At 73.7% G+C, this 21,806-nt stretch carries 18 protein-coding genes; 5 read left to right on the plus strand and 13 right to left on the minus strand.

Going from position 1 to position 21,806, the window contains the following annotated elements; genetic code table 11:
- Positions 1 to 223: 223 nt before the first annotated feature.
- Entirely contained in the window at positions 224 to 1,243 is a 1,020-nt protein-coding gene (locus ACIRRH_RS19990; RefSeq protein ID WP_403068848.1) for an LLM class flavin-dependent oxidoreductase, read from the minus strand.
- A 397-nt stretch (positions 1,244 to 1,640) separates the two neighbouring features.
- On the opposite strand from ACIRRH_RS19990, the gene ACIRRH_RS19995 reads away from it, so the two are divergent.
- Complete coding sequence (locus tag ACIRRH_RS19995; RefSeq protein ID WP_363384436.1) at positions 1,641 to 2,633, plus strand: aldo/keto reductase; 993 nt, start codon at positions 1,641 to 1,643, stop codon at positions 2,631 to 2,633.
- A 184-nt stretch (positions 2,634 to 2,817) separates the two neighbouring features.
- Here the strand turns inward: ACIRRH_RS19995 and ACIRRH_RS20000 are convergent, their stop codons facing one another.
- From ACIRRH_RS20000 to ACIRRH_RS20025, 6 genes are all read right to left on the minus strand, one after another.
- Positions 2,818 to 3,894, minus strand: a complete 1,077-nt coding sequence (locus tag ACIRRH_RS20000; RefSeq protein WP_403068851.1) for an LLM class flavin-dependent oxidoreductase — start codon at positions 3,892 to 3,894, stop codon at positions 2,818 to 2,820.
- A gap of 3 nt (positions 3,895 to 3,897) precedes the next feature.
- Positions 3,898 to 4,803: an ABC transporter substrate-binding protein gene (locus tag ACIRRH_RS20005; protein WP_403068854.1), complete on the minus strand. Its 906-nt coding sequence runs from the start codon at positions 4,801 to 4,803 to the stop codon at positions 3,898 to 3,900.
- Positions 4,804 to 4,889: 86 nt separating this feature from the next.
- Positions 4,890 to 5,657, minus strand: a complete 768-nt coding sequence (locus ACIRRH_RS20010; protein WP_403068857.1) for an ABC transporter ATP-binding protein — start codon at positions 5,655 to 5,657, stop codon at positions 4,890 to 4,892.
- Positions 5,654 to 6,520: an ABC transporter permease gene (locus tag ACIRRH_RS20015; protein ID WP_403068860.1), complete on the minus strand. Its 867-nt coding sequence runs from the start codon at positions 6,518 to 6,520 to the stop codon at positions 5,654 to 5,656. The genes ACIRRH_RS20010 and ACIRRH_RS20015 overlap by 4 nt, the downstream gene beginning before the upstream one ends.
- Entirely contained in the window at positions 6,517 to 7,545 is a 1,029-nt protein-coding gene (locus ACIRRH_RS20020; RefSeq protein WP_403068863.1) for an ABC transporter substrate-binding protein, read from the minus strand. The genes ACIRRH_RS20015 and ACIRRH_RS20020 overlap by 4 nt, the downstream gene beginning before the upstream one ends.
- 63 nt (positions 7,546 to 7,608) lie before the next feature.
- On the minus strand, positions 7,609 to 8,694 hold the full coding sequence (locus ACIRRH_RS20025; RefSeq protein ID WP_403068866.1) for an ABC transporter substrate-binding protein: 1,086 nt from the start codon (positions 8,692 to 8,694) through the stop codon (positions 7,609 to 7,611).
- Positions 8,695 to 9,125: 431 nt separating this feature from the next.
- Here ACIRRH_RS20025 and ACIRRH_RS20030 point away from each other — a divergent pair, with 431 nt between their 5' ends.
- Complete coding sequence (locus ACIRRH_RS20030; protein WP_403068869.1) at positions 9,126 to 9,908, plus strand: IclR family transcriptional regulator; 783 nt, start codon at positions 9,126 to 9,128, stop codon at positions 9,906 to 9,908.
- Between the two features lie 149 nt (positions 9,909 to 10,057).
- Here ACIRRH_RS20030 and ACIRRH_RS20035 read toward each other — a convergent pair whose 3' ends face one another.
- The 6 genes from ACIRRH_RS20035 to ACIRRH_RS20060 form a co-directional block, all read right to left on the minus strand.
- Positions 10,058 to 10,774 carry a winged helix-turn-helix domain-containing protein gene (locus ACIRRH_RS20035; RefSeq protein ID WP_403069185.1) on the minus strand — a complete coding sequence of 239 codons (717 nt, stop codon included), beginning with the start codon at positions 10,772 to 10,774 and terminating at the stop codon, positions 10,058 to 10,060.
- 638 nt (positions 10,775 to 11,412) lie between these two features.
- A complete protein-coding gene (locus tag ACIRRH_RS20040; RefSeq protein ID WP_403068871.1) occupies positions 11,413 to 11,598 on the minus strand; it encodes a hypothetical protein in 186 nt (61 codons plus the stop codon).
- Between the two features lie 400 nt (positions 11,599 to 11,998).
- Positions 11,999 to 12,550 carry a GTP-binding protein gene (locus ACIRRH_RS20045; protein WP_403069188.1) on the minus strand — a complete coding sequence of 184 codons (552 nt, stop codon included), beginning with the start codon at positions 12,548 to 12,550 and terminating at the stop codon, positions 11,999 to 12,001.
- Between the two features lie 103 nt (positions 12,551 to 12,653).
- Positions 12,654 to 13,058 carry a DUF742 domain-containing protein gene (locus ACIRRH_RS20050; protein WP_403069191.1) on the minus strand — a complete coding sequence of 135 codons (405 nt, stop codon included), beginning with the start codon at positions 13,056 to 13,058 and terminating at the stop codon, positions 12,654 to 12,656.
- Positions 13,059 to 13,243: 185 nt separating this feature from the next.
- Entirely contained in the window at positions 13,244 to 13,663 is a 420-nt protein-coding gene (locus ACIRRH_RS20055; protein ID WP_049652175.1) for a roadblock/LC7 domain-containing protein, read from the minus strand.
- Complete coding sequence (locus tag ACIRRH_RS20060) at positions 13,660 to 16,647, minus strand: nitrate- and nitrite sensing domain-containing protein (protein WP_403068874.1); 2,988 nt, start codon at positions 16,645 to 16,647, stop codon at positions 13,660 to 13,662. The genes ACIRRH_RS20055 and ACIRRH_RS20060 overlap by 4 nt, the downstream gene beginning before the upstream one ends.
- A gap of 489 nt (positions 16,648 to 17,136) precedes the next feature.
- Here ACIRRH_RS20060 and ACIRRH_RS20065 point away from each other — a divergent pair, with 489 nt between their 5' ends.
- The 3 genes from ACIRRH_RS20065 (at position 17,137) to ACIRRH_RS20075 (ending at position 21,794) form a co-directional block, all read left to right on the plus strand.
- The gene (locus ACIRRH_RS20065; protein WP_403068876.1) at positions 17,137 to 18,963 is read left to right on the plus strand and encodes an AMP-dependent synthetase/ligase; all 1,827 of its coding nucleotides are present in this window, start codon (positions 17,137 to 17,139) and stop codon (positions 18,961 to 18,963) included.
- A gap of 262 nt (positions 18,964 to 19,225) precedes the next feature.
- Positions 19,226 to 20,335: a polysaccharide deacetylase family protein gene (locus ACIRRH_RS20070; RefSeq protein ID WP_403069193.1), complete on the plus strand. Its 1,110-nt coding sequence runs from the start codon at positions 19,226 to 19,228 to the stop codon at positions 20,333 to 20,335.
- Positions 20,336 to 20,798: 463 nt separating this feature from the next.
- Entirely contained in the window at positions 20,799 to 21,794 is a 996-nt protein-coding gene (locus ACIRRH_RS20075; protein ID WP_403068879.1) for a nitroreductase/quinone reductase family protein, read from the plus strand.
- The last annotated feature ends 12 nt before the right edge of the window (positions 21,795 to 21,806 follow it).

Below are 21,806 nucleotides of genomic sequence, written 5' to 3' on the forward strand. Positions count from 1 at the left end.
GACTCCGCCCGAGCTCTCGGAGGATCCCCCGCCGGCCGGAACGATCGAGGACCGTGCGCCGCCCCCCGGCGGCCACGGCCCCTCGACCGTTCGTCATCCCCCGCACCGCCGAACGGCATTCCGGCGCGCCTGGTGGCGCGCGTCACGTCACGGAGGGTGGCCGGCGTCACGCCGCGTAGGGGGTGCGCGGCGCACTGCGCGGGCGGGCGGCGGACCCGGGCGGCTACGGCAGCGCGCGGCGGATCTCCGGGGCCACCTCGCTCGCGAACAGCTCCAGTTGCTCGCGCTGCGCCCCTTCGGTGAGCGCGTCCACCCCGATGCCGACTACCTCGTTGCCGAAGGCCTCGTGGTACCGGTGGATCTTCTCGATCACCTGCTGCGGACTGCCGACCAGCGCCGAACCGCGCTCCAGCGCGTCCTCCAAGGACCGGAACGGCGAGTTGTTGTGCCGGCCAGCAGCCGAGTCGAACAGCGCGTTCCAGTACGGGCGGAAGCCCTCGACGGCGTCCTGCGAGCGCTTGGCGACATACAGTCCACCGAAGCTCGCACCCACCCGGGCCTGCTCCGGGTCGTGCCCGCAGTGCTCCCAGCGCTCGCGGTAGTGCTCGACCAGCGCCCGGTACTTCTCCAGCGGGTGGAAGGAGTTGGCGGAGAAGAGCGGGTCGCCGTGGCGGGCGGCGAGGTCGGTGGACTGCGTGCTGGTCGCGCTGCCGTGCCACACCGGGATCGGGTCCTGGAGCGGGCGCGGCCAGACGGTGGCGTCCTTCAGCGGCGGGCGGGCCGAGCCCTCCCAGGTCACCTTCTCCTCGCGCCAGAGCCTGCGCAGCAGACCGTAGTTCTCGGCGAGCGCCTCCCACTGCCGCTCCTCGGGGAGGCCGAACAGCCCGAAGTGGCGCGGGTCGTTGCCCTTGCCGACGATCAACTCCAGGCGACCGACCGAGAGTTGGTCCAGCATTGCATAGTCCTCGGCGAGCCGGACCGGGTCGAGGACGCTGAGCACCGTCACCGTGGTGAACAGCCGGATGGTGGAGGTGCGGGCGGCGATGGCGCTGAGCAGCAGGGGCGGTGCCGGGGAGAGGAACGGCTCACCGTGCCGCTCCCCCACGCCGAAGCCGTCGTAGCCGAGTTGCTCGGCGAGGAGCGCCTGGTCGATGACGCTGTGCAGCTTCTGCTGCGGGGTGCGCCGGACGCCGGTGACCGGGTCCGGGGCGTTGGCGACGAGGGACGAGACGGTGAACCGCACGGCGGTCTCCTTGGGTGCTCGGGAGGGGCTCGGGGTGGTCCCGGAACACGATCGGCAGGGTCCGGGTGGAGTCCCGGGGCTCGGTGAGCCGCGCGGAGCGCGGAGCGCGGGGAACCGGGGCGGTGAACCGGCGCTGCGCTCTCACGGGCGGCACCGGCGGACATGGCTGACGGGGCGGGCGGCGGGCCGCTCGGGCGGCAGGTCGCTCGGGTGGTGTCAGCGGTCGGTGCTGCGGCGGTGGCGACAACAACAGCGGGCTGCGACGGCGGTCACGGTCCGGACTGCCATTTCGCCTCCCCCTCGCCTCGCTCACACACGATCCTCCGCGAGGACAGGCACCGGCCGGAAGCGGGGGCAAGGGGTTGAGCCGCCGTGGCCGGGTGGCAAGATGTCCGGCATGAGCTACCTCGCCGCGGATGACCGCTATGACTCGATGACCTATCGGAAAGCCGGCCGCAGCGGCGTCCAGCTGCCCGCCGTCTCGCTCGGGCTCTGGCACAACTTCGGTGACGCCCAGCCGCTGGAGGTGCAGCGGGCGGTGCTGCGCCGGGCCTTCGACCGGGGCGTCACCCACTTCGACCTGGCGAACAACTACGGCCCGCCGTACGGCAGTGCCGAGCGCAACTTCGGCTACCTGTTCGCCCAGGACTTCCGGCCGTACCGGGACGAGCTGTTCATCGCCACCAAGGCCGGCTGGGACATGTGGCCCGGCCCGTACGGCAACGGCGGCAGCCGCAAGTACCTGCTGGCCAGCCTCGACCAGTCGCTGGACCGGATGGGGCTGGACTACGTGGACGTCTTCTACTCGCACCGGTACGACCCGGACACCCCGATCGAGGAGACGATGGGGGCGCTGGACAGTGCGGTGCGCTCGGGCAAGGCGCTGTACGCGGCGATCTCCAACTACCCCGCGGAGCAGCACCGGGAGGCGGTGGCGATCCTGCGCGAGCTGGGGACGCCCGTGCTGCTGAACCAGTCGGCGTACTCGATCCTCAACCGGTACGTGGAGGACGGCGGTGTGCTGGACGCGGTGGGCGACACCCAGACCAGCCTGATCGCCTACTCGCCGCTGGCCCAGGGGCTGCTGACCGACCGCTACCTGTCCGGCGAGGTGCCGGCGGGCTCGCGGATGTCGGTCGGGAAGTTCCTCACCGAGGAGGCACTGACCGGGCCGAAGTTGGAGCAGCTGCGGGCACTGGCCAAGGTCGCCGAGGGACGCGGGCAGACGCTGGCACAGCTGGCGCTGTGCTGGGTGCTGCGGGATCCGCGGGTGGTCTCGGTGATCATCGGCGCGAGCAGCGTGGCCCAGCTGGACCAGAACCTCGACGCGCTGGCGGGAGGGCCGCTGACGGCGGAGGAGCTGGCGGAGATCGACCGGCTGAGCCGCTGAGGGGGCGGGGCGACAGCCGACGGGTTGACGGCTGACGGATGACAGCCGACGGATGACAGGTAACAGCTGACAGATTTCGAAATCTGTCAGCTGTCATCTGTTATCCGTTGCCTGTCAGCTGCCAGCCCGCCCATCTGCCGTCCGGCGGCGGCCGGACACCGGACACCGCCCGCCCACCGGCCCGTCAGGGTCGCTTGATGCCCAGGGCGGGCAGAACCGTTTCTGCAACCCGGTGAGCCTCCTCCAGCAGCGGGTTGCCCGAGAGGATGAAGGTGTCGACGCCCAGCGCCTCGAACTCCTGCAGGCGCTCGACCACCTGGGCCGTCGAGCCGACCACCGCCGTCCCCGGGCCGGGACGGAACAGGCTCATCCCCGGCCAGAGGTTGGGGTGGACTTCCAGCTCCCGGGCCCGCACCGGCACCCTGCCGCCGTGCTGGCGGAACTGCCGCTGCCAGCCGACCCCGTCCTCCCCCTTCGTCTCGCCCAGCCGGCGCGCGTAGGTCGCCTCGCTGGTGACGTCCAGCAGTCGGTCGGCGGCCGCCCAGGCCTCGTCCTCGGTGTCCCGGACGATCAGGTGCAGCCGCAGCCCGATCCGCAGGGTCCGCCCGTGGGCGACGGCGCGCTCGCGGACCAGGTCCAGCTTCTCCTTGAGCAGGTGCGGCGGCTCACCCCAGGTCAGGTAGACGTCCACGTGCCGGGCCGCCATCTCGATGCCGGCCGCCGAGCTGCCGCCGAACCAGAGCGGGATGCCGCCGGGCTGCACCGGGGTGAGGTCGCGCAGACTCGCACCCGCGTTCCTCAGCTCGTAGAACTCGCCCTTGTGGTCGAAGACTTCGCCCGCCGTGAGGCGCTTCACGATCGACCAGTACTCGCCGCTGAGCCGGTAGCGGTCGTCGTGCTCGACGTCCAGTCCGTACTCGCGCAGCTGCGCGGTCGAGCCGTTGACCACGTTGAAGCGCAGCCGGCCGCCGTGCAGGTCGTCGAAGCTGAGCGCCATCTTGGCCAGCAGGGTGGGCGAGACCAGCCCCGGGTGGACGGCCAGCAGCGGTTTGAAGGCCGGGGTGGTGGCGGCCGCGAGCGCGCTGCCGAGCGTCCAGACGTCGTGCAGGTCGGTCGCGAGCAGGGCGCCGGTGTAGCCCAACCGCTCGACACTGCCGGCCAGTTGCTGGAGGTAGCGGAGGTCCACCGGGCGGCGTCCGGCCGGTTCCCAGGGGTAGTGCCCCTCGCGCGGGACGATGTACCAGAGGACTTCGGAGGCCACGGGTCAGACCGCCTTCGCGAGCGCGGCGGCCACCGGGGCCTCCAGCGCGGGGAGGTGGGCATCGGAGACGGTCAGCGCCCGGTCGATGAAGCCCACACCGTGGAAGATGTCCGCGGCCTCCTGCTGCTCGGCGACGAACCCGGCGGTGGCGGGCTCCAGCTGCCAGGGCAGCGCGCCCAGCGCGGACTGCCACTCGGCGGCCGTGCCGCCCAGCTCCTCGGCGGCGATCGCGGCGGCCTCGGCCGGGTTGGCGGCCGCCCAGGCATCCGCCCGGCGCAGTGCGGTCACGATCGCGGCAACCGCCTCGGGGCGCTCGGTCGCGAAGTCCCGGCGGGTGAAGAACACCGAGCGGTCGGTGATGACGTCGCCGGTGCGGATCAGCTCCCGGAAATCCCCGCTGCGGCGGGCGGCGGCGAGTTCGGCGCCCTGGGCGATCCAGCCGGCGATCTCGCCGTCGCGCAGCCGCCGGGCCTGGTCCTCACCGGCCGCCGGGCGCGCCGGGGTGACGTCGTCACCGTACGAAAGCCCCTGCGCGTGCAGGGCCTTGGCGAGCAGGTGGGTCTGCCAGGAGCCCACGGCGAGCACGACGGTGGCGCCCTTGAGGTCCGCGACCGTCCGCACCGGGCCGGAGTCCGACACCAGCAGGGCGCCGTGGTCTGGGCGGGGTGCCGAGACCGCCGCGTAGACCAGGTCGTGACCGGCCGCGTGGGCGGTGATCGGCGGGGTGGAGCCGGTGCCGCCGAAGTCGATGACGCCCTCGGCGAGCAGCGTGCCGGTGCGGGTGCCGTCCGCGTAGTGGTGGAAAGCGCCGGTCTCGCCGAGCGGGGCCAGCTCCTCGTCCAGGTACGGGAGTCGGGCGAGGTAGTAGAGCGAGGGGTTGCTGGCGTGGACGCCGAGGGTGACGGTCATCTGGTCAACTCCGGTGGTGCGGGCTCGGTTTGTCGGAAGTCAGGGGAATCGGGGGAATGCCGGAGCATTCAGGGGGATCACGGACGTCAGTGGACGCCGAGGTCGGCGAGCAGGCGGCGCCGCAGGTCGGCGAACGCGGGATCGGCCGGGTCGCGCGGGCGCTGGACGGTGACGGCTTCGTCCCGGGCGAGCAGGCCCTCGCGCAGCACCACGACCCGGTCGGCGAGCCGTACGGCCTCGTCCACGTCGTGGGTGACCAGCAGCACCGCCGGGCGGTGGCGGCGCACCAGGTCGTCGACGAGGTCCTGCATGCGCAGCCGGGTGAGTGCGTCCAGCGCCGCGAACGGTTCGTCGAGCAGAAGGAGTTGAGGCTCCCGAACGAGCGCCCGGGCGAGCGAGACGCGCTGCGCCTCGCCACCCGAGAGGGTGGCCGGCCAAGCCTCGGCGTGCCGCTCCAGGCCGACCTCGGCGAGCGCCTTCAGCCCGGTCTCCCGGGTCGCGACGCCCCACGGCAGGCCGACCGTGACGTTGGCCAGCACCCGCTTGGACGGCACCAGCCGGGGCTCCTGGAACACCACGGTACGGACCGGCGGGACGAGCACGGTGCCCTCGTCCGCCCGGTCGAGCGCCCCGAGGATCCGCAGCAGCGTGGTCTTGCCGGTCCCGCTGGCGCCCAGCAGGGCGACGAACTCGCCGCGGGCGATGGAGAGGTCGACTCCGTCGAGCACGGCCCGGGTGCCGAACACCCGGCGCAGACCGCGCAGATGGACGGCCGGGACCGCCTCCTCGGGCACCGAGGGGGAAGGGAGCGAGGAGGGGGAGAGCGTGGCGGTGGTGGAGGTGTCGGCGGTCATCGGGCCGCTCCCTGGACGGCCTGGCGCCACGGCATCAGCACGCGCTCCAGGACTCGGACGATGCCGTCCGCGCCGAGGCCGAGCAACCCGTAGATCAGGATGCAGACGGCGAGGACGTCGGTGCGCGAGTAGTTCTGCGCCTGGGCCATCAAGTACCCGATGCCCTCGGTCGAGTTGATCTCCTCGGCGGCGATCAGGGCGATCACGCTGAGCGTCATCGACAGGCGCAGTCCGGACAGCAGCGAGGGCAGCGCGCCGGGCAGCACGACCGTGCGCACGATCGCCCAGCGGCCGAGGCCGAAGCTGCGCATCGCCTCGACCAGCTTGCGGTCGGTGCTGCGGACCCCGCCGGAGGCGGACACGTACATCGGAAAGCTGGTGGCGACCCCGATCAGGGCGACCTTCGCGGTCTCGGTGATGCCGAACCACACCATGAACAGCGGGACGAGGGCCAGGAACGGTACGGTGCGCAGGACCTGGATCGCGGAGTCGAGCAACTCCTCGCCGAGGCGGGTGAATCCGGTGACCACGCCGAGCACCAGTCCGGTGGTCGCACCGAAGAACAGGCCGAGCCCGGCGCGGGTGAGGGAGACGGACAGGGCGTCGGTCAACTGGCCGTTTCCCCACAACTCCCCGACGGCCTGGGCGACCTGGGTGGGCGAGGCGAGCACGTCCTGGGTCAGTGCGCCGGTGGCGGAGGCGATGGCCCAGCCGCCGAGCAGGGCGAGCGGACCGATGGTCCGCAGGGTCACGGCGAGCGCGCGGGGGCGTGGCCGGCGCCGCCGGCTCTGCGGGGCGACCAGACCGGCGTCCAGCGCCGTCCGGGTGTCGGCGGGCGCGAACTCCTCGGTTGCGGTTGTCACTTGGCACCGTCCCCGAGCTTGTTGACGTCGATCAGGTACGGCTTGACGTCCACCGGCTGCTTGGTGACCTTCTGGTCGGCGAAGAACCGGGCGACCGTCCCGAAGCGGGCGATGTCGGCGTCGGAGATGGCGCCGGCCGGGGCGCCCTGCCTGCTGACGTTCACTGCGACGTCCTTCTCGGCGGGGGTGACGGCGGTCGGGCCGGCGTCGGTGAACACGTTGAGGTAGCCTGCCGGGTCGGCCTTCTCCTTCTCGCCGCTCTCCCGCAGGTAGGTGTAGAAGGCCTTGACCACCTCAGGGTGCTTGTCGGCGAAGCCGTTGCGCACTGCCCAGACGGCGTAGTTGTCGGAGCCGACCTCCTGGCCGTTGACCAGGAAGTGCGCACCGGCGTTGGCGATGGCGGGCGTCGAGAAGGTGTTCCAGGTCGCCCAGGCGTCCACCTGCCCGGAGTTGAAGATCCCGGAGGTCTGGTCGGCACGCAGGTAGACCCGCTCCACCTTGTCGGCCGGGACACCGTTCTTCGCCAGCGCTTTGAGCAGCAGGTACTCGCTGGTCCCGCCCTGGGAGACGGCGACCTTCCGGCCGACGAGGTCCTGGACGGACTTGATGGGCGAGTCGTTCTTCACCAGGATTCCCTCGCCGACGCCGTCGGGCGCGGTCTGGGCGAACAGCTTGAAGCCGGGCTTCTGGGCCAGCGCGGCGACGGCCGAGGTGATCGAGCCCTGGGCGACGTCCAGCTGGTCGGCGGAGAGGGCCTGGGCGGCGGGGGCGAAGGGGCCGGCACTGCCGGTCCAGGCGGCCTTGGCGTGGACGGCGGCCAGGGCCCGGTCCAACGAGCCGTCCTTCTTGCCGCGGGCGAGGAAGCCGTTGTTGCCGGGGTCGGGCAGCCGGAGCACCACGTCAGCCTTGCCACCGGCCCCGTCTCCGGCGGAGGCCTTGGCCCCGTCGGCGGACGAGCCGCAGGCGGCCAGGGCAGTGGAGGCGAGCAGCGCGGTCGCGGCGAGGGCGAGGCGGGGGGTCTTCACGGGCTCTCCAAACGAGTGACAGATGACAGCTGACAACTTTCGAAATCTGTTAGCTGAAGGCTGTTATCCGAAGTCTGTGATTCGAACAGCGCCGGCACCGGCTCCGGCAACCGCCTCGGCACCGGCACCGGCGCCCGCACGCCGCTCGCGCAGCAGCTCGCGGGCCGCACGGAGCGGCTCCGGGTCGGCCCACGCCTGGACGTCCACCGGCGCGGCGAGGAAGCCCTGCCGCCCGAGGAATCGTTCCTGCAGCGCCAGCAACTCCAGCCGCTCCACCGACAGGTCCAGGTGCAGGGTGCGGTGGCTGCCCGGCGCGTAGGCCCCCGCGACGCCCTCGGCGCCGGCACCGGTCTCGGCCTGCAGGATCCGGACCACCTCCTCCGGGTGCTCCGCCGCCCAGTCGGCGGCCTCCAGCAGCACGGCGAGGAAGCGGGCGACCAGCTCGGGCTGCTCGTCAAGCAGCCTCTGGTGGACGGTGATCGGCCGGGGCGTGCCGTTGTTGACCCGGGCCCTGCGGTCCGGCGCCGCGTCCAGTTCCACGGCCACCTCCGCGCCGATCCGGCGGGCCGCCTCGACGGCGAGCGCCCCCTTCACGTACACCGCGTCCACCGTGCCGTGCCGCAGCGCGGCCAGCTCGGCGGACCACTGCCCGCCGCCCGGGGCGCCGGGGACGTCCACCGGTTCGGCGTCCGCCAGGGTGAGGCCCGCGAGCCCGAGGGCGCCGCGGAAGCCGGCCAGCGCCATCGCCCGCCAGAAGTCGATGCCGATGTCATGACGGGGGATCGCCAGCCGCAGTCCACGCAGCTGCCCGGGTTCGGTGATGCCGCTCCCGGCCCGCACCAGCACCGCCTGGCGCTCCTCGATCCAGGTGAGGCCGATCAGCCTGGTCGCCTCACCGCGCGAACGGGCCCACAGCGCGGGGACGTTGCCGCCCTCCCGGAACAGGCCCGTCAGCGCGTGGGTGTAGTGGTGGTCCGCGGCCACCTCGGGCGGAGCGTCCTGCAACGAGCGGACCGCGATGCCCTCGGCGGCGAACTCGCGGGCGAGCCACCCCTGGTCGGCGGCGATCCCGGTCGCGGTGGGCACCGGGCAGCGGGTGAACCAGAGGGTGTCGGGAAGCGCGGAAGCGTTCCGGGTGCGACTGGACAACGGAGTCGGTCCTCCACGGGGCTCCGACGGCAGCCGGAGAAGCTAGGGGTCGATTGCCCGCACCGTGGCCCACGGGGCCTGGCGTGCAAGGGAGTTGTACGCCACGATGCAGGAAAGGGGCAGGCGGCGCGGGAGACGTTCGGTCAGCGACAACACGCACGGGAGGGGAGACACCGGTGGAACGTCACGGTGCATCTCCTTCCGTGGAGTCGGGGCAGGCGCCGCCTGGGCCGAGTGGCCGTCCGGCGCGGTGCAAGGAGCGTTCCACGGCAGGCGAGCCGGGGGCAAGCCTTTGCCACATGGTGGGATCAGTTGTTCATCAAAGCCATTCCATTGCAACGTCGCCGACACATTCCCGCAGCACCGGCTGTCCTACGCTGAGACCGCCTCCGGCCGCCCGTCCGGAGTCCCGAACCGAAACGCGAGGTGCCATGGCCGAGGCCGCCACCGCCGTCCAGAGTCCGCCGGCCGGTGCGCAGGCCGTCCAGCGCGCGCTCGGACTGCTGCACTGCTTCCACGACAACGGCCCTGACCTGAGCGCCTCGGACCTGGCCCGCCGGATGGGCCTGTCGGTCTCCACCGCGCACCGGCTGGCCCGCACGCTGGTCAGCGCCGGGTTCCTGGAGCAGGACGAACAGACCGCGCGCTACCGCCTCGGTCCGGCCGTCGCCGAACTCGGCCAGCTCACCTTCCACCAGCGCGGGCTGCACCTCGCCGGGCCCGAGCTTGAGCTGCTGTCCCGGCGCACCAAGGCGACGGCCGATCTGGCGATCCGCAGCGGGGCGCACGCGGTGATCCTGGTCGGCGGCTCGGTCCGCCCGGACACCGGACTGGGCCTGCGCCGCCCACTGCACTCCACCGCGCTCGGCAAGGTCCTGCTGGCCTGGCCCCGCCCGGGCGCGACGGCACCGTCTGCGCTCGGCCCGCTGACGTCGTTCACCGACCGCACGATCACCGAACCATCCCTCCTGGAGGAGGAGTTGGCGAAGGTCCGGGCGGCCGGGTACGCCCTCAACGACGGCGAGTCGGCCGCCGGGGTGCGGACGGTGGCCGTGCCCGTCCTGGACGGCGCCGGGCAGGCCCGGTTCGCCCTGGCGGTCCGCTCGACGCCCGCGCACCTCACCGACGACCGGCTGGACCGGTTCCTCGGCCACGCCCGCAGCTGCGCCGACGCCCTCGCCGTCCTCCTGCTTCCGCCGGACCAGCGCTCCTGACGGTCCACCGGATCACGCCGGAGCAGCGGGCCGCCCGTCCACGTCAGGACGAGTGGCCCGCTGCTTCGACCGACCGTCGGCGACCGGCCTTCGGACCGAAGTCGGGCCGGCTGTCGGATCTGCCTTCGGACCGGCCGCCACACCAGCCGTCAGACCGTGGCCGGGGTGTACTTGTAGCCGACCCGGCGGACCGTCACGATGGTGTCCCGGTAGGCCGTCCCGAGCTTGCGGCGCAGCCGGGCGACGTGCACGTCGACCGTCCGCCCGTCCCCGACGTGGCCGTAGCCCCAGACCGCGGAGACCAGGTGGTCCCGGGTGTGCACCCGCTGCGGGTGCTCGGTGAGGTGGGCCAGCAGCTCGAACTCCAGGTAGGTGAGGTCGAGCAACCGCCCGTCGACGTAGGCGTTGCGCCGCTCGGTGTCGACGGAGATGCCGCGCGCGGCCGGGCGGGCCGAACGGACCCCCGCCACGGTCTGGGCGCCGGGCCCGGCGGTCGCCGGCTGCGCACCGGGGACGGCGTGGGCCGCCGCGGAGTCGCCGGCCCCGACACCGACCGGAACCCCGGACAGGCCGCCGGCCCCCGACGCCGGGCTCTCGGCCGGCACCAGCACCAGGTACCCGACCATCGGGCTGCCGTTCAGGCCGCCGAACTGCGTGCCGTACTGGGCGAGCAGCCCCTGCGGCAGCACGCCCTGCGGCAGGGTGGCGACGACGGCCGCTCCCTCCGGCAGCGCGGCGAGCAGCGACGGGGGCACCTGCGGGACCGTCGCGCCCGGCTGCGGGACGGCGGGCGCGGGGACGGCCGCCGGGCGGGCCGGCCCGGCGTGGGGCGGACGGGCCGCCGCCCCGGGCCATCGGTCGGACATCGACACCGGGGGGACGGACGGTCCCGCGGCCCCGGACGTGCCGGGACCGACCGGCACGGTGGCGGGGACGGAGGAGACCGGCGGGACGGAGCGGACCGCGCGCAGGTGCGGGGTCGCGACGGACAGGGGAAGGGTGGCCGTGGAAGAAGAAGACATGGTGTGCCGCTCATTTCGCGCGTGACGGACGGGGTGGAGTCGTCTGCGCGTCGACCGGGCGTACTGCCTGAGCTGGACCGGACAGGGTCAGCGGGCGCAGGGCCGGGACGCGCTGGGCGAGCCGGGACACGTCTGATCGAACAGGTGCGGCTGCCGGGACGGCCAGAACGGCTCGAGGTCGAGACGATCCCGCCGGCTGTCCACGGCGCGGCTCCCGCACCGGTTCCACCGTCCGGTCCGTCCGCCCGTGCGCACCGCGGGGGCCGTCCCGGTCGTTCGGGTACGGCCGGCGATGCCGGGGGCGGTGCTGGGGCAGACGATGTTCACTGGTGGTCTCTCCGCTGGGCGGGTCCGGTTGGTCGGCCGCGGGCACGCCGGACGGGCGGTCCGCTACGGCCTGGTCGACGGGTTTCGGCGGTGCGTCGGGCGGTGGGCCGGGTGGGCCGGAAGTGCCGGAGGACGTACCGGGAAGGTCAGGCCGGTCAGCGACAACACGCGCTGCAGATCAGCGCGTGGTCGATGTAGCGGCGGACGGTGAGCGCCGGATCGGCGGCACCGGGCACGGCAGCGCCGGGCATGAGGACACCGGGCACCGGGGAGCCGGGCACCGCGGTGATGATGTGTCGTCGGCCGACGCTCACCCTGCTGCCCTCCCCCTCGTTCTCCACACGGCGGCGCACCGCTGCCGGTGCCCGCCGACGATGCCTCGCCGGTTCGCCGAAGGCCGTCCGCCGGTCGCAACGCCCGTGTGAACGGGGCGTTTCCGGCGCTCCCGACAGCATGGCCGGGCGGCCTTCGCCCACAGAGCCTTCCACGGCCGGGCCGGTCCAGGCAACCTTCGGCGCAGTGATCGTCCGGGATGCGGACGGCCGAATGAGACATCGGTCGGAACGGGCAGGTCGGCGCGCCCACCTGCCGAGCCGTCACACGAACGCCGTCCGACCGGCGTCGCGGTTGTCATCCGGCCGCGTCCCGGCCGCGTCCCGGCCTCGGCCCCGCCTCGGCCCCGCCTTGTCCGCTCCCGACCGGCCACGGCGGAGACGGCGTCGGGCCGGAGCCGAGCCGTCCTCAGGCGCCGACCGGGGTGCGGCGGTGCCGGTGGGCGGCGGCGTGCTCGACCAGCGCGACGAGCAGGTCCTTGCCGTCCTGCCGCAGCCGCGCGTCGCAGAGCAGCACCGGGATGTCCGGGTCGAGGTCGAGCGCCTCGCGGACCTCGTCCGGCGCGAACCGCTCGGTGCCCTCGAAGCAGTTCACCGCGACCACGAACGGGATGCCGCGCTGCTCGAAGAAGTCGACCGACGGGAAGCAGTCGGCCAGTCGCCGGGTGTCCGCGAGCACCAGGGCGCCGAGCGCACCGCGGGCCAGCTCGTCCCAGACGAACCAGAACCGGTCCTGCCCGGGCGTGCCGAACAGGTAGAGCGCGAGGCCCGGCCGCAGGTCGATCCGGCCGAAGTCCATCGCGACGGTGGTGGTGCGCTTCGCCTCCACCCCCGAGGTGTCGTCCACCGGGCGGCCCAGTTCGCTGAGTTCCTCCTCGGTGCGCAGCGGCCGGATCTCGCTGACCGAGCCGACCAGGGTGGTCTTGCCCGCGCCGAAGCCGCCCGCGACCAGGATCTTCACGGCGACGGCCGGACCGCCGCGCCAGCGCGGGTCGTTGGCGTTCGCCGGGTGGGGCGCGGTGCCGTCCCGGTGCGGCCCGGTGCCGTCCGGGCGGGGGTGGGGGTCAGAGCGCACGGAGTCCATTGATCACGTCTCGCAGCAGGCGCTCGTCCGGCAGCTCGGCGAGCGGAACGGGTCGGGTGACGCTGATCAGCTCGGCGTCGTAGAGGTCGCCGAGCAGCACCCGCACCACGCTGACCGGCAGGTCGGTGTAGGAGCCGAGCTCGGCGACGGAGAGCGGCTCGCTGCGGCACAGGGTGAGCAGCGTCTGGTGCTCCGGGTCGAGGACGTGCGCGGGCACGGCCTCGGCGACCGGCCCGGGATCGACGGCGGTGATCAGCGAGATCAGGTCGAACAGCCCCTCCTCGACCGGCCGGGTGCGGCCGCGGGTCATCGAGTAGAGCCGCACCACGGGGCCGGCCTCGTCGTCGAACCAGCGGTCGTCGACCGGGGTTCGCGGCCGGAACAGGTCGACCTCGGGCCCGTCCGGGTCCGCCCGCCCGTCCTCCGCCGACGCCTCCGGGCGGTCCGAGCCGTCCGAGCCGTCCGAGCCGTCGAGGCCGGACGGCCCGGCCTTGCCCACCGGCACCTGGGGGCCGTCCGGCGTCTCCGGGCCGTCCGGCACATCCGCCTTCGGATCCGCCATCGGACCGCTCATCTCACCGGCGGGGCGGTTTCGGTGCGCGGCTCGGCGGCCATGTGCTCGCCGACCCGCTTGACCAGCAGCGCCATCTCGTACGCGATCTGGCCGATGTCCGCCTCGGCCTCGCTCAGGACGGCCAGGCAGCTGCCGTCGCCGGCGGCCGTGATGAACAGGAAGGCCTCGTCCAGCTCCACCATGGTCTGCCGGACGCCGCCGACCTTGAAGTGCCCGCCGGCGCCCTTCGCGAGGCTGTGGAACCCGGCGGCGACGGCGGCCAGGTGCTCGGCGTCCTCGCGGTCGAGGTCGCGGGAGGCACCGGTGGCCAGGCCGTCGTTGGAGAGGATCACCGCGTGCCGGAGGGCCGCGACGCGCCCCACCAGGTCGTCCAGGAGCCAGTTGAGGTCCCCGGACGACTGCATCGACGTGGTCATGAATCAGTTCCTTCCGCTGGAGCGGGTGGTGCGGGTGGAGCGGGTACGACGGGTGGTTCGGGTACGGCGGGCGGTGCGGGCGCACGGGTGTCCGGGCTCCGGCGGACCGGCTGCCCGGGCGGCACCCGACGGACGAGCGGTGCCCGGCCGGTGTCCTGCGGCGCGGGCAGCGCCGCCGGGGCGGGCGCCGGGCCGATCGCCCGCCGGGACCGGTCCGGCGGCTGCCAGGCCGGTACGGCGGTGGACCGTCCGTTCCCCCGCACGACACGATCGTCGGGCGTGCCGGGACGATCCGTCAACGGAGCACCGGTGCGGTCCGAGGACGCGCCCGTACGGTCCGCCGGAACCGTGGCACCGCGCCCCCGGGTGAAGCCGCGCTGGAACGAGGCGAAGGTGGCCCGGGCTTCCTCGGGCGAGCGCTCCCGGGCCTCCCGGCTCTCCCCGCCGTCGCGGGAGCCCCGGCCGTCCTGGGCGCTTCCGGCCGGTTCTCCCCCGGCCTCGACGGCCCCGACCCCGGCCCCGTTGCGGAACCGTTCCTTCAGCTGCTCGGTGAGCTGTTCCCTGAGCTGCGGCGCCAGGTTCGCCTGCCGGACCCGCCGGGGCAGGCCGCCCGCCGTCCGGGGCGCGGCGCCCGCGGGCGGAACCGCAGCCGGGTCGGTCAGCCCGACGGCTTCAGCGGCCCCGGCAGCCCCGGCAGCCGCGACGGCCGCCTCGGCCGCAGCCACCACGACGTCCTCCCGCCGGTGCCGCCCCGTCCCCGGCGTGTCCTCGGTCTCCGCCGCGGGCGCCGGAACCAGCACCGGCCCGCCCTTGTTCCGCGAGGCCCGGCGCGGCAGCCCGCCCACCGTACGGCCCGCCTCCGGCGTGGAGGGCCTCGGCCCGCCCGTCGTCCCGCGGTGCCGGCCTCCCGACCCACCACCGGTGCCGGCTCCCGCACCACCGGCCCTCGTACCGGCACCGGCGGAGCCGGCCCCGGACGCCGGCGCGGCGGCGCCCCCCGACCCGGGCACCGCGACCAGGTCCCGCTGTCCGCGCCGGCCGCCCGCCACCGGCCGCTGCCCGGCCGGGCCCGGCTCCGGCATCCCGTCCGGCGCCTCCGCGAGCAGCTCGCGCGGGATCAGCACCACCGCCGTCGTCCCGCCGTACGGGGACGGCCGCAGGTGCACCCGGATGCCGTGTCGCCGGGCCAGTCGGCTGACCACGAAAAGGCCCAGCCGGTCGGTGTCGGCGAGGTCGAACTCCTGCTCCACGGCGAGGCGTTCGTTGATCTCGGCGAGCAGCTGCTCGCTCAGCCCGAGGCCGCGGTCGTCGATCTCCAGGGCGAAGCCGTGCGCCACCACCTCGCCCTGGACGGTGACCTGGGTGTTCGGCGGGGAGAACACCGCGGCGTTCTCGACGAGCTCGGCGACCAGGTGGGTGACGTCCGCGACGGCACTGCCGAGCAGGCCGGTGCCGGGGAACGGCCGGACGATCACCCGGGCGTAGTCCTCGACCTCGCCGACCGCCGCCCGGACCACGTCCACCATCCGGACCGGCTTGCGCCAGGCGCGTCCGGGCGAGCCGCCGGCCAGGATGATCAGGCCCTCGGCGTGCCGGCGCATGCGGGTGGTGAGGTGGTCGACCTTGAAGAGGTCTTCCAGCTCCGCCGGGTCCTCGGTGCGGCGCTCCATCGTGTCCAGCAGGGTGAGCTGGCGGTGCAGCAGCACCTGGCTGCGCCGGGCCAGGTTGACGAACACCGCCGAGACCCCGCGCCGCAGTTCGGCCTGTTCGACGGCGGCCTCGACGGCGGCCCGCTGCACCGCGTTGAACGCCTGGCCGACCTGGCCGATCTCGGCGTCCCCGAAGTGCAGCTCGGGGGCCTCGGTGGCCACGTCCACCGGTTCGCCGCGGCGCAGCCGCAGCATGACGGACGGCAGCCTGGTCCCGGCCAGTTCGTCGGCCGCGTTGCGCAGGCCGATCAGCTCGCGGGCGAGGCCACGGCCGATCCGGAACGAGATCATGATCGACAGCACGACCGCGACCAGGCCGACCGCACCGGCGATGCCGCCGCGCCACAGCAGTCCCACCGCGGCGGACCGCGCGCGCTCGTCCAGCCCGCCGGAGATCCGGCTGTTGATCGAGGCGAGGTCGCCGAGCGCCCGGTCGGCGGTCTCCCGCCAGGAGTCGCTGTTGAGCGCCTGGACCACCCGGTCGGGGCCGCCGGCACCGACGAAGTCCGCCTCGGCGCGGGCCAGCGCGCCCCAGGCCTCGCCGCCGCGCAGCGCGATGTAGTCGGACTGGTCGGTGGGTTCGAGTTCGGCGATGTAGACGGTGAACAGCGCCTGCTGGTTGTGCAGGGCGTCCAGCGCGACCTGGTACTGCTCGGCGGTGGGCTTGGTGGCGCCGGTGCGCAGGCCCTCCATCGCCGCGTCCTCCTGCGACAGGTACTCGCGGGCGCGCACCAGCTCGATCAGGATGGTGCCCTGGCGCGGGAGCTGCCCGCTCTGCCGGGCGACGTAGGCGGACCGGAAGCCGAACACCGGCTTGACCAGGTCGCTGTACTGGTCCAGCGCGAACTCCCAGTTCAGCGCGGAGCGGCCGACCTGGGCGCGCAGCGGTCCGATCTGGTCGGCGGCGGCGATGATCTGCACGAAGCGGCCGCGCTGGGGGGCGGAGAGCTTGCCGGCGGAGCTGTCCTTCTTCTGCCGCAGCGCCTCCAGGCTGCGGTCGGTGGCGGCCTTGGCCCGCTCGTAGGCCTCCCTGGCGGCCGGCGAGCGCGGGTCGGCCAGCCGCTGGACGGCGGCGCGGCGCTCGTTCTGCAGGTCGCCGGTGTACTGGTCGACCGGGCCCGCGAACTCCTTGTACGTACGGCTGATCCCGAGCTGGTTCCAGACGTCCCCGGTGGTGGCGACCGTCGCGTACGCCCACAGGGCGGTGAGCGCGACGATGGGCACCAGGAGCAGCGCGATGATCTTCGCGCGGATCGAGCTGCTGCGCAGACGCATGGAGTCCTCGGTCGGGAAGTGCCAGGCGCGGACGGGGAGCGACGGGGGCGGTGGAGGAACGGTGTCGAGGTCGGGGCGGTTCGGGGTGGCACGGGGGCGGCGTGGAGGGTGCCGGGGGACACGTCGGGGAGGGGCTCCCGGCCACAGGTCTGCGAGACTCTACTACGCCCTCACCACTCGTTCGAGGGGCGAAGCAGTCCACTGACCGGTCTCGTCCCGCACACGTCAGAAACCGGTCGCCCTCGCCTCCGTTTCGCGCCCGAATCGTTCACACATGCCCGGAACGACGGGTCGACATGAGACCCCCACAGCCTCCGTGGTTCCTCCTCCGCGCCTCCCCCGCGCCTCCCTCGCTCCTCCCCGGGCGCGACACCACCGGAGGGGGCCCGTGCCGATCCCGTCGTGTCACCGCCACAACCCTGGGCAGTGACAGGGCGATCCGATAGTTTCGGCCCACCCCGTACTACCGGCACCGAACTGGGGAGGACCGTGCGCGAGTTCACCACCCCCGCCCCGGCAGCGCCCGAGGCCACCGGAGGACTCGCCGACTCCCTCTACGACACCGCCGAGCGCGCCCCCGACCTGGTCCAGCTGTCCTGGCGGGCCGAGGACGGGCAGTGGCGGGACGTCACCGCCCGGAAGTTCCGGGACCAGGTGCTCGCCCTGGCCAAGGGCCTGCTCACCCACGGCGTGCGCTACGGCGACCGGGTCGCCCTGATGTCCCGCACCCGCTACGAGTGGACGCTGTTCGACTACGCACTCTGGTCGATCGGCGCGATCACCGTCCCGGTCTACCCCACCGCCGCCGCCGAACAGGTGCGCTGGATCCTCGCCGAGACCCAGGCGGTGGCCTGCCTGGTCGAGGACGAGGACGCCGCGATGACGGTCGGCGCGGTCTGTGACGCGCTGCCCGACCTCACCGGCATCTGGCAGCTGGACCGCGACTGCGTCGCCGCGATCACCGAGGACGGCCTCGGCGTGCCCGACTCCCTGGTGCACCGCCAGCGCCTCGGCGTCGCCGCCGAGAACATCGCCACGGTCGTCTACACCTCGGGCACCACCGGCCGCCCCAAGGGCTGCCTGATCACCCACGCCAATCTGGCCGCCGAGGCCGACGCCCTGCTCGCCGGCTGGGGGGACGCCCTGCGCGACACCGCCGGCGGCCACCCCGCCACCCTGCTGTTCCTGCCGCTCGCGCACGTCTACGGGCGGGCGGTGCAGATCGCGGCGATCCGGGGCGGCTTCCGGATCGGCCACATCCCCGAGGTCTCCACCGACGCGCTGCTGCCCGCACTGGAAACCTTCCGCCCGACCTTCCTGCACGCCGTCCCGTACGTCTTCGAGAAGATCTTCCAGCAGGCCCGGCGGGCCGCCGAGGACGCCGGCCGCGGCGAACTCTTCGAACAGGCCCGGCAGGTGGCCGTCGACTGGGCCGCCGCCCGGGAGCAGAAGGCCTTCGGCCGCGGTCCCGGCCCGGGCGCGGCCCTGCGGCTGCGCCACCTCGCGTACGAGCGGACCGTCTACCCGAGGCTGCGGGCGGTGCTCGGCGGCCGGGTGCGCAGCGTGATGTGCGGCGGCTCCACGCTCCGGCGCGAGCTGGGCCTGTTCTTCACCGGCGCCGGCCTCCAGCTGTACGAGGGCTACGGGCTGACCGAGACCACCGCCGCGATCACCGCCAACCCGCCCGGACGGCAGAAGCTCGGCACGGTCGGGCAGCCGGTGCCGGGCGCCTCGGTGGCGATCGCCGACGACGGCGAGGTGTGGGTGCGCGGCGGCTCGGTCTTCGGCGGCTACCTCAACCATCCGCGGTGCACCGCCGAGTCCCTGGTCGACGGCTGGTTCGCGACCGGCGACCTGGGCCGGCTGGACGAGGACGGCTACCTCACGATCACCGGCCGCAAGAAGGACCTGATCGTCACCAGCAGCGGCAAGAACCTGGCCCCGGCGGCCCTGGAGGAGCGGGTCGAGGCACACCCGCTGGTCTCCCAGTGCCTGGTGGTGGGCGACGACCGCCCGTACGTGGCCGCACTGATCACGCTCGAACCGGCGGCGCTGGCGCACTGGTTGAGGACCCGCGGGCGGGAGCAGCCGGACCCGTGGACGGTGCTCGCGGACGAGGAGCTGCACGTGGAGATCCAGCGTGCGGTGGCGGCCGCGAACACCGCGGTCTCACGGGCCGAGTCGATCCGCGCCTTCCGGCTGCTGCCGAGGGAGTTCAGCCAGGAGCAGGGACTGTTGACCCCCTCGCTCAAGCTGCGGCGGACGGCGATCGCGGACCACTACGCGACGGACATCGAGGAGCTGTACCTGTCCTGAACCGGGCCCGTCCGCCTGGTCCCTGATGTGCCGTCTTTTTCCTTGTGTCGCACGCGCGACGGCCGCGTGATGGCCGCGGGGTTCATCCACCGTTCCCTTGACGACCCCATTGGTCTAGTCCATTGTTGCGACGATCCGGAGTTCCACGGCTCAGAGTTCCATGGCTCAGCGGCTCAGAGTCCACGGCTCAGAGCCCACGGTCCGATTCCGCTCACACCCTCCCCACGGGCGTGCCCCCACCTGCTGGAGTCCTCACGTGTCGATGTCCACGCGCCTGTCCGCGCTGGCCGCCTCGGTCGCACTGCTCACCGGTCTCGCCGCACCGGTGGCCTCCGCCGACGCTCCCCCCATCGTCAACCTCGCCACCAACCCCGGCTTCGAGGTGCCCTCCCCCGACCTCGCCGACTGGGGCAGCGTCCCCGGCTGGAACTGCACCGGCGGCCCGGCCGAAGCGGCCGTCACCACCACCGCCCCGCACGCCGGCACCTCCGCGCTCACCGCCACCCCGGCGAACGCCGAGTCCACCGGCGAGTGCGCGCAGACCGTCGCGGTCCAGCCCGACACCACCTACACGGCCTCCGCGTGGGTGCGCGGCAAGTTCGTCTACCTGGGCGCCACCGGCACCGGCAAGGACGTCGCCCCCGCCTGGACGCAGACCACCGGGGGCGGCTGGCAGCGGCTGAGCACCCGGTTCACCACCGGCCCGAACGCGCGCACCATCCGGCTGTACGTGCACGGCTGGTACCAGCAGGGCCCCTTCTCCGTGGACGACGTCCGGGTGGACGGCCCCGCACCCACCCCGGCCGTCGCCGCGGGCTCCGTCCCGACCAATGACAAGGTCGTCTTCTTCACTGTGGACGACGGCTGGCAGCGCACCCCCGAGGCGGAGCAGTTCATCGCCGACCACCGGCTGCCGATCACCGCCTTCCCGCTGCCGATGCCGGCCGCCGCCGATCCGGCCTTCTTCAGGCGGGTCACCGCCGTGCCCGGCTCCTCGGTCCAGGACCACAGCGTCTCCCACGCCGACCTCAGCAAGCTCCCGCTGGACCGGCAGCAGGTCGAGATCTGCGACGCCCGTGACGCCATGACCCGCCTCTTCGGCACCGCGCCGACCTTCTTCCGCCCGCCGTACTTCGCCTGGAACGCCGACACCCTGCAGGCCGCCGCCAACTGCGGCATCCGCACCGTGCTCACCGCCGACGCGGACTTCAGCTGGGGCGCCACCAACATCTGGCACCCGGGCCTGCTGCAGCCGGGCGACGTCGTGCTGATGCACTGGACCGACACCCTCGCAGGCGACCTCCAGCGCGCCCTGGCCGCCGCCGACGCCGCCGGGCTCAAGCCGGCCGGCCTGGTCGACCACCTGCGCTGACGGAGACCGCCCGGACCCGACGCGCCGCCGCCTCCAGGGGGAGCGGCGGCGCGTCGCCGTTCGGTGCGGGCGCCGCCGGGGCCCGGGCGGCGATCTGCGCGGCGGCGTCGTCGAGGTCCAACACGTGTTCCACGGCGGTTCCGGCTCTCCTCGGGCGGCGGTCGTGCTCGTTGACAGCGCGTCCGCGGCCTGGCTCTAATGGGGGCGTGCAGCGCGGCGTCGGCCACTGAGCAGTGGGCCGGCCGGCAGCCGAGCGAGCACCTTTCCGAAGGGACGATGCGCGATGAGCACTCTCTCCGCTTCCCTGATCTGACGCCAGGCGGTCACCGCGGTGCCCGCGTGCGCGAGGCGCATCCCGCGACGAACGCCGTCGGACGCGCGACCAGTCGTACCACCGGCTCCGGCACCGGCACCGCGTGTGGCCGCAACTCCCCTTTCCTCTCAGGAGATCCACCACACACGCATGCCCATGTCTTTCAATCTGAACGTCATCCAGGAGTTCCGCGCCAACGGCGGCCGGGTCGGCGGCCCGTTCGAGGGCGGCGACCTGCTGTTGCTGACCACCACCGGGGCGCGCTCCGGGCGGCCGCACACCGTGCCGCTCGGGTACGTCCGGGCGGAGGGGCTGCTCCTGGTCGTCGCCTCGGCCGCCGGGGCACCGGAGCACCCCCAGTGGTACCGCAACCTCCTCGCTCACCCTGTGGTCCGGGTCGAGCTCGGAACCGAGGCCTTCGACACCGTCGCCGTGCCCGCCGAAGGCGCCCGCCGGGAGCGCCTGTTCGCCGCCGCCGTCCGGGAGGCCCCTGGCTATGGCGACTACCAGGCGCACACCGACCGCGAGTTGCCGGTGGTCGTCCTGGAACGGCCCGACCCGCCCTCCGGCAGCCCGGCCCCGGTGGCGCGCAGCCTCGCCGACAAGCTGCTGGAGTCGCACACCTGGCTGCGCACGCAGCTGCGCCACGTACGGGAGGAGGCGCACGCCCACCTCCCGGGCCGACCGGCCACACTCGGGCTGCAGCTGCGCCAGCACTGCCTGGCCTTCTGTGACGGGCTGACGCATCATCACACCGGTGAGGACGCCGCGGTCTTCCCCGCCCTCGCGCGCAGTCATCCGGAGCTGGCCGACGCCCTGGCCCGGCTCGGCGAGCAGCACCTGGCCATCGGGCGGATCAAGGAGGAGCTGGTGGCCCTGCTGGCCGGGATCGCGGTCACCGAGCCGGAGCGGCTCCGGACGGAGCTGGACCGGATGTCCGCCGAGCTGGAGGCACACCTCGACTTCGAGGAGGCGGAACTGCTGCCCGTCCTCGCCGACATCCCCTTCCCGCCGACCCGGCCCGTGCCGAACGGGCCTGCGCGGAACGGATCCACGCCGAACGGGCCTGCGCGGAACGGGTCTGCGCGGAACGGGTCTGCGCGGAACGGATCGGCATCGAGTGGGCCCACGCCGGGCCGCGGCTGAAACGACGTTGCC

The organism is Kitasatospora sp. NPDC101235 (assembly GCF_044767505.1).
Classification (GTDB): domain Bacteria; phylum Actinomycetota; class Actinomycetes; order Streptomycetales; family Streptomycetaceae; genus Kitasatospora.